Source organism: Protofrankia sp. Cr1 (assembly GCF_963555865.1).
Lineage (GTDB): Bacteria > Actinomycetota > Actinomycetes > Frankiales > Frankiaceae > Protofrankia.
Genome location: NZ_CAUVXO010000020.1, coordinates 22,399 through 30,301 on the forward strand (window position 1 = coordinate 22,399; position 7,903 = coordinate 30,301).

The 7,903-nt window shown below is 64.5% G+C and carries 6 protein-coding genes and 1 pseudogene; 6 read left to right on the top strand and 1 reads right to left on the bottom strand.

The window, feature by feature from the left end; all coding sequences use genetic code 11:
* Positions 1 to 117 precede the first annotated feature (117 nt).
* From U9980_RS03770 to U9980_RS03790, 5 genes are all read left to right on the top strand, one after another.
* The gene (locus U9980_RS03770) at positions 118 to 1,329 is read left to right on the top strand and encodes an NAD(P)/FAD-dependent oxidoreductase (protein WP_322766694.1); all 1,212 of its coding nucleotides are present in this window, start codon (positions 118 to 120) and stop codon (positions 1,327 to 1,329) included.
* Between the two features lie 400 nt (positions 1,330 to 1,729).
* Complete coding sequence (locus U9980_RS03775) at positions 1,730 to 3,580, top strand: SCO2524 family protein (RefSeq protein WP_322766695.1); 1,851 nt, start codon at positions 1,730 to 1,732, stop codon at positions 3,578 to 3,580.
* A gap of 2 nt (positions 3,581 to 3,582) precedes the next feature.
* The gene (locus U9980_RS03780) at positions 3,583 to 4,491 is read left to right on the top strand and encodes an SCO2523 family variant P-loop protein (RefSeq protein ID WP_322766696.1); all 909 of its coding nucleotides are present in this window, start codon (positions 3,583 to 3,585) and stop codon (positions 4,489 to 4,491) included.
* On the top strand, positions 4,488 to 5,474 hold the full coding sequence (locus tag U9980_RS03785; protein WP_322766697.1) for an SCO2522 family protein: 987 nt from the start codon (positions 4,488 to 4,490) through the stop codon (positions 5,472 to 5,474). The genes U9980_RS03780 and U9980_RS03785 overlap by 4 nt, the downstream gene beginning before the upstream one ends.
* A gap of 6 nt (positions 5,475 to 5,480) precedes the next feature.
* Entirely contained in the window at positions 5,481 to 6,422 is a 942-nt protein-coding gene (locus U9980_RS03790) for an SCO2521 family protein (RefSeq protein WP_322766698.1), read from the top strand.
* A 30-nt stretch (positions 6,423 to 6,452) separates the two neighbouring features.
* On the opposite strand, the gene U9980_RS03795 is transcribed toward U9980_RS03790, so the two are convergent.
* Complete coding sequence (locus tag U9980_RS03795; RefSeq protein ID WP_322766699.1) at positions 6,453 to 7,265, bottom strand: hypothetical protein; 813 nt, start codon at positions 7,263 to 7,265, stop codon at positions 6,453 to 6,455.
* Positions 7,266 to 7,621: 356 nt separating this feature from the next.
* Between U9980_RS03795 and U9980_RS03800 the strand changes: the two are divergent.
* A pseudogene (locus U9980_RS03800) lies at positions 7,622 to 7,903 on the top strand (hypothetical protein); the annotation flags it as partial.

Below are 7,903 nucleotides of genomic sequence, written 5' to 3' on the forward strand. Positions count from 1 at the left end.
CAGAAGGGCGGACATCGCAAAATTCACGGCATTGGACTCGATCGGGATTACACTTCATGACACGCCCACAGATTCGCACGACGACGCCTGTGGTAGCAATCCGTAACAGGAGGCCGGGTGAGCACGCAGTTCGACCTCATCGTTGTCGGCGGAGGGGTCATCGGTTGCGCGGTCGCCTACCAGGCGCGCTCCCTATTCGAGCGGATTGCGGTCGTAGATCAAGCCCGTTCGCTCGGCGCGATGGCTTCGTCGGCGGCAATAGGAGGGATTACGCCGCAGAGTGACGACATCTGCGGAGCAAGCCTGAGTCTTCTCGCGGATCAGAGTCGCGCGCTTTATCCGGCTTGGCTGCGGGAGATCGAAAACGAAGCCGCCGTGTCAATACCTTTGCATACCGCAGGTCTGCTCCAGGTGGCACTGTCGGGTACCGAACTCGACCGGCTCGGCTGCGTGCTGCTGCCGGAATGGATCTCGCGCGGCGTCGAGGTCGTACCGTGCTCCCCAGCCGAGCTTCAGGCCTTGGAGCCGCTGCTCACGCGGCGCGCAAAGGGCGCATTCCTGCTGCCGCGGGAAGCGTCCCTGGAGCCCGCTCGCCTGCTTTCCGCGCTCGATTCCGTACTGCGACGGGATCCGCGTGTCACCGTCCTCACCGGTGCGACGGTAGAGGAGATGAGGAGCACACCGGACAGCATAATGATCCGCGTGAAGGGCGGAAAGATGCTCGGCTGTCGTCACGCCGTGCTCACCGCGGGGCTGGGTAGCGGCCAGTTACTGCCGGCTCGCACCGTCGATCCGATGTTTCCCGTAAAGGGACAGGCAATGGAGTTCCAGGTACCTCGGGTGGCGAGCTATCCCCTTCGTTTCCAGCTGTACGCCAAAATCGAGACGGCGGAGGGAACCAAGTCGGCATACCTGGTCCCGCGCGTGGACGGACGGGTGGCCGCGGGCGCGACGTACGAGTACGGAATACCGGACAGCATTCCCTCCAGAGCAGGCTACGAATCTGTACTCGCGGGAGTCACCGCACTGGTCCCGACCGCTCGTTCCTGGACGGTACAGCGCCATTGGTCCGGCGTCCGGCCAGCCACCGTGGACCAGCACCCGATCATCGGCCCCGTGACGGAGGACGCACGAGTGATCGCAGCTACCGGTCACTTCGGCCTTGGAGTGACGCTCGCCCCCGCCACCGCCGAACTGGTCTGCTCGCTCCTCGGCGGGCGTGACCTCACCATTGAACAGCAGGACGCCCTTGATCTTTGCAAGCCGGCGAGGTTCATGGGTGACCATACGGCGCGGATGGTTGAATATCCGCCGTCCCATGTGCAATAGCGGTCATCCCGGTTGTCTCCCCGTGCGTCCAACTCGCTAGCTTCAAGGTGTGAAGTTCAGTGGACTGCAGAGGTAGCGGAGGTCGGCGCTTGCCGCCACTGGTCGAGCCGACTCCTGGACGGTTGCCCGACGAGCGACGCGATGATCCGGGCCGCACCGCGAGCACAGTCAGCTCGTGCGACGATGCCCGGTACGGGCGGTCCAAAGCCACCCGTGGGGCCACCTTTCGCGTTTGCGCCCGGCTTCGGAGCGTACAGGCCACGCCGAAGGGGACGGTCCCGGCGACGAAGGTCAGCAGCTTCCCTGGTACATTGCAAGCGTACTCATACGGTTACGGAACTGTGCAGTCTATTCGCGGCCGCCTGAGCATAACGCCTCAAACCTATTCTGGACGGCTACGGTGAGGATTCAGCCAAGGCAACACATCCTTGACATCTGGCGCGCGGTGCTGGCGACCGCCTACCAGGACGGAACCTGGGTCTGGGGCGGGAGGGACGAGTCCAACTCGATCAGTGATGCCGAGCAGCTTCTATGCATCCTCTATCCGGCGACAACGATCGAAAACCTGGCGCTCGACCGCCCGGATGCCATCGCCGACGATGTGCGAACCACGCTGAAGCCACTGGGCGACAGCAATCGCATACCTCGGGTTATCGTCGAGATACTTGGTGACTACATCGGCAGGTACTCGGACGAGAAGGGGGAGCCCGTCTTCACCGGCGGCCGCTACCTCCGGCGGGAGGCCAGCGGGCCACAGCCTGCGGCCACAGCCGAGCAGCTCGAGCTCGACGTCGTCGACGCCTACTCGATGTCGGTGACCTTGTGCCTTGCGGCATTGGGTTTCATCAGTGTCTACAAGCCGACTGTCGAGCGCCGCCCCGAGGTGAGACGGAAGGTCGAAGAGATCGAGGCGTCGACGAGTCGCCGACTCACCGCGGCCATGCTGGGGCTCCTGCGCAGCTTCGTAGTGAAAACCGTCGAACCGGACGATCCGTACGGCCGCGCAATGCTCCATATGATGAACGCGGCGGGAGTCTCAGAACGCATAGTGCTCCAGGAACTACGGAACAACCTCGCCCGGGTCCGTGCCAGGCTACGGGACGACGTCCGGATCGGGGTGGGTTCCGACGTCGGCCTCGACAACGAGAATCTGCTGTTCGAATGCGGATGGGCCTGGGGAATTGCACAGAACGCCGGGCGGATCGACTTTGTAAGTGACGGCTTTCAGCAACGTTCCGGTGTTGCCGAAGCCAGACCCTATCTGTATTTCACGGTTGTGGCGCTCGACGGTATCAACGACCTCCTCTCACCCCGGACTCGCGAGCTGGGCCTCCTCAACGATGAGCAGCGGCGTTTGGCCGAGGCCTTGCAGATTCGCTGGGACCTCACTCAACGGTACTGGTCCACCATCGCCCGATTCGGTGATCAGGCGTGGCCGCTGGAGAACATCCCGTGGCAGACCTCCGACGGCAAGGAGTCGGACTACTACAGCCTGCTCGTCTGCTCGGTACTTGTTCAGGACCTCATCAACCGGCGAGCGACCGACGACGATCTCACCCGCGCGGTACAGGTGTTCGAGGAACTGGCGCGTCGCGGCCGGATCACCAGTCGAGTCACGAAGAGCGATCCCGCCGTGGCGCTGCACGTGCCCGGCGTACAGATGACCCTTAACGGCAGTGAGGACCTGGGCCCGCAGCTCTTCTGGAGCGCCGCCGACTTCGCGCCGCTGCTTCTCAAACGCACGCTGCAGGCCGCAAGGCTGTCGGCGAACGTGTCCGCCCGCGACCGCCTCATGGTCGTCGCCGAGGCCACGATGGACCATCTCGTCCGCCGCCGGTTGCGCGAAGGTCCAGGGTCGGGGCTGTGGGACAACCCGGTCGAGCTCCTCCTCCCCGCGGGGGGTCCCGTTGACAACAGGCCCTCGTGGTATCTGACCGAGCGCATGATCGAAGGGCTTGTCGCCGCGGCCGGCACGTACGAGGAGACGCCGCTGCGCACCACGCACATGGTGGACAACGCCCGCGAACTACTCAGTGAGGCCGACCATCTGCTGAATCAGGAAATCCTGCAGGCCGACGCCGATGATCGATCCGAATTGAACACGGGTCTCCTGGAGATCGAGGCCACGCTGACGCGGGCGCGCAGGATTCTCAGTGAGCGGCCGTCATCGGCCAGCGCCCTTGCCATGGAGGCGCTCCGCAAACTTGACGAGCTGGCTGTTGCACGCATCGACGCAGCAAGGATCATCTAGCCATGCTGGTGTTCGCTGCTTCGGACAAGGGCGGAACGGGCCGGTCGGTGACGAGTTGCAACATCGCCTACCGGTTGTCGCTCGCGGGCAACGATGTCGCCTACCTCGACTTCGACTTCGGATCCCCCACCGCTGGAGCGATCTTCGAGATCTCGAAAATCGACTGCGGCGCGGACGTCGGCCTCCACTCCTACATCGGCGGAACGATCAGCAGCCCGTACCAGGTTGACGTCCGCGCCACCTCCGACCGCTCGGGCCTTCGCACGCTGCACGCCAAGGCGGGCCGGCTGGCGTTGTTCGCCGGCGATCGAGGTGGGGCAGAATTCCCCAGCTCCGCCGAGAAGGTACGCCGCTGCATCGAACTGTTCCGGCGGCTGGACCAGGAATTCAAGGTGTGTGTGGTCGATCTCAGTGCCGGCCGATCACACGCCCTGCACATGGCGCTGAACGCGACGGCAGCTCCGGAAATCCGCTCGATTCCCGTCCGCTGGCTGGTATTCCACCGTTGGACCAGGCAGCATATCGTCGCAGCCCATAGTCTCGTCTACGGCAACGACGGACTCCTCGACGAGGGAACTCGGGCCGGTCACGGACGTGAGGCGCTGCAGGACGCGATCCGGTTCGTCCGTACCGCGGTACCCGTCCTCAACTCGCCGCTTTCCGCAGACCGGCCGGCGCAGGCGAAGTGGCTGCGTACCTGCAATGATGAACTCAAACAGCTGGCGCTGCGCAACCGGCTCGGGCACAGCGCGACGCTGGGCGAGACGCCGGTCGAGCCGGTGCTACAGTGGCGGGAACAGGTCATCTCGGATGCGGACGTCTCCGGGAACCTCGCCAACGCCGCGACCGTCGAAGCCTTTGACGAGTTGGCCCGTAATCTGACCGACGACGGTGTGTGGGAAGGGCTGTGACCGCCTTGGAAGTCGTCGCTTACACCGAAGCCAGCAATCAGGACAGTGTTCGCGGCGTACCGTTGTCGCACCTTTCGATTGAAGTGGGTCACTTCTATATGGAGGACCTGCCCAGCGACGAGGAACGGATACGTCGCCAATTTCAGCGGCTTGCGCCGTGGGCCACGGCCGCCAAAAAGAGCGTCACCACCGATCGGCCCCGCGTCAGCACCTGTTTTCTGGTTGACGACTATTTCTTTAACAGTACGAATCCGAATGAAATATTGCAGAAGCTCGTCGCGATCGGGGACGAATGCGGCGTGTCGATCGACTACATCGCCCGCGAGGCGGGTTGCTGGGTGGCGGACGGTGTGCCGCTCGCGGAACTCGTCGCGGCCAGGTTGCTTCCCGAACCCGCTCCGGGCACGAACGGCTCCCGCCCGCCGCCGCATCAGTCGGGCTGGCTCTGCAACGGCGAACGGTCTCCCGAGACCGGCACCGACCAGGCCATGCACACCCAGCGGTGGGAGCCGCCGCAGGAGTTCGGCAAGCGCAACCATTCGATCTTCCTCGACATCGAGTTGTGGAAGGACGTCGAGGAACGGGTGGGCGGCGAGACGGTGATCCAACGGACCTGGTCGTGTCCTTTTCTAGCGTCGATCTGGCACCTGCTCCGGCTGGGGATGCTGCGCCATTTCGGCGAGCCGATCGCGCATCCGCACCAGCTAACGCTCGGGATCGACGACATACCCGAGACCTGGAACGAACTGCCCGCTGTGATGCAGATGAATCCGCGGGCAGCGCCCTTCTGTGCCTACCGGTCGGTCTCCATCCTGCCGCAGCGGTACCTGCCGATCGAAAACGCGATCAAACTCATCCTCAGCCATCTCAGCCTTGACGAGCCCGTCATCGGCCAGGTGGTCGAACGCGGGGCGAGTGAAGGTCTGGAGATACCACGCAAGGTCATTGACCGCATTTCACACGTCTTCATCGAAGGAACATAAAACCCGATGCTGGTCCTCGGTGAGGTCCGAACCTGCCTCCTGCACAACACAGCGCCGCTTCCGACGCCGCTCGTGGCTCAGATCCTCGGGACGGTGCCGGGGCGCCGCGTGTTGTGCACAGAACGCCCCATCGCTCACGCCGTCTCACCAGAGCTGGTAACCGGGATCGACTGCACGCTCGCGACCTCAAGCCGAGTCCGGGCCCGGGGAATCGGCACGGTCACGTCTCGCGCTATGATCACTTCGGGTCTGGTGCTGCAGGGCTCGGCGAGCGCCTACCTCCGGCGTGCGACCGGCCCCAGCCGGCTGGCGTGGTCACACTACGCCGACCAGTTGGGCGTGGTCGAAGTCATCAGTCGGGCGGATGCCGCCGAGCTCGCCGAGGGCTACCTGGCGGACTCCACACCGTCGTCCACCATTGATCTGGGCTCGGTCAGTGAACGCCTGATAAGCGACATCCAAGGTCATGTACAGCTCGATCACGTGACGTCCGTACGGGCGCGGCCGACCTGGGTCCGCTGGGCCGCCCGGGTCGGCGACCACGACGGTCCCGTCGCGCGGGTCCGGTCCGACGGCGATGTCGTACACGCCATCGAGCTGATTGTGGACGAAAGCCAGCTCGGCCTCGCCGCGCGCTTCTGCGAGGATTTCGCCTTGCACGACTGGCTGCTCACCACGCTTGGGCAGGTCATCGAACAGACCGACCGGCTAAAAGCGCTGGGGCAGCAAGCGATCGACATTCTCACGACCGCCGTCGAACGGCTGTTCCACGTCTGGATGCCCGGAGCACAGGTTGACCCGGCGCTGTCGCCGCTGTGGGATGCGCTGGAACAGCGCCCCGGATTCAGCCGCCAATGGAACACGCAGGTCGCTCGAATTCGGGACCAGATCGCCCTGCAGACGCTGCAGGCGGTCGAACAGACGCGACGCGGCAACGCGGATTGGTGACCGTGGGTAACCACACTCGTACCGATCACCTCATAACCGGAACCATCGCCGCACCAGCAGGGCGAAGAAGACACTCAGCGACACCGCTCCGGCATAGGACTCGACTATGAGCAGAGCCCAGGCGCCGTCGGGCAGGCCATCGACATCGCCGAATCCCAGCGGGTTGAGGTAGTTGGTGAGCGCCATGTGCACGCTGGTAACCAACGAGACGCCGAAAAAAATTGTCAAAATAAGAATCAGCGCCGTGAGCTGGACAAACGCCCAGGCGAGCAGACGATAGGGCTGGTACCCGTAGCCACATAACAGATTCGAGATTGTCTCCAGAATCTTGCGCACGCCCCGACCTCGGGCCCGGTGCCGGGCCCGATGCGCCGCAAGCAGGCATCGGTCGCGGGCGAGATGGTTTTCCACCTGCAGGAACAGGCCGCCGGCGCGATCGAAGGAGAACGCGGCGTGCAGCGGCAGGTCGGCCCGCGCGAAGCGGTGGCCGAGGCGCTCGAGGATCTCGGCCAGGCGCAAGGTCTGTGCCGGGGTGAGCCGCAGCGGACCACGAACCTCGACCTCCGCTGCGAGCAGCGCCGCGATGGTGGAATGTTCGCCGTCCTCGGCTGGGGCGAGTGCCGCCTGGTTGTATAAATCGGCGAAAACAAGGCTATCGCGATTGCGGGGGCCAGGTGGGATATACCGATCGAGAACGTCGGCGGCATATCTTTCGAACCGATCGAGAAGGCCCGGCTCCGCGACCCGCATACGGCCGTCCAGCCGTGCCTCGTCCAGCATCTCGACATATCTGTCCGCTCGGCGGACGATCGCGGTTGAGATCGATCCGACGAACGCCGACATCTGACCGGACATCGCCGATGCCCAGTCAGATGTCCCGACCGGATCGGCCGACCGGTAACGGTACGTATACGCCGAACTGTCCGGAGAGGTTCGAAGAGTGAGTCATGACTCAAGTGTCACGCATCAACGCTCTGTCCGCTGCGGTTCGGCGGCTCACATATTCGGCTGCCCAGATATGAGCCTCCTCGGCACCTGCCACGGGCAAGCCAGCTGGACGGACGACGGGGATGATGGTGGCCGCAAGCCCGTGCCGTGGCACAACGGCGGACTCTGCTGACCGGAGCTGCATCGAGCTCGGAGGGCAGAAAGCAATGTCGATCATATCGCGATATCCTGGTACACGCCTGATTCGAAGGGTGCGCTGGCTCAGTTCGGCGCACAACCCGCTGTGCCGGCCGGCGGATCGGATCGAGGCCGCCGCCCTGGTCATCCTGTCTGTCCTGTTTCTGATCGCTGTACCGCTGGCGAGCTGGGCCGGTGCGCGGACATATCAGGGTGCTCACCGTGACGCGGCCGTCGCGGCCGCTACCCACCACCGCGTCGTCGGTGTCCTGGTGGCGGACGCTCCGGGCCCGTACGCGGTCATGGGTGTCGCGATGCCCGCGCTGGCGATCGCGCGGTGGCCGGCTCCCGCCGGC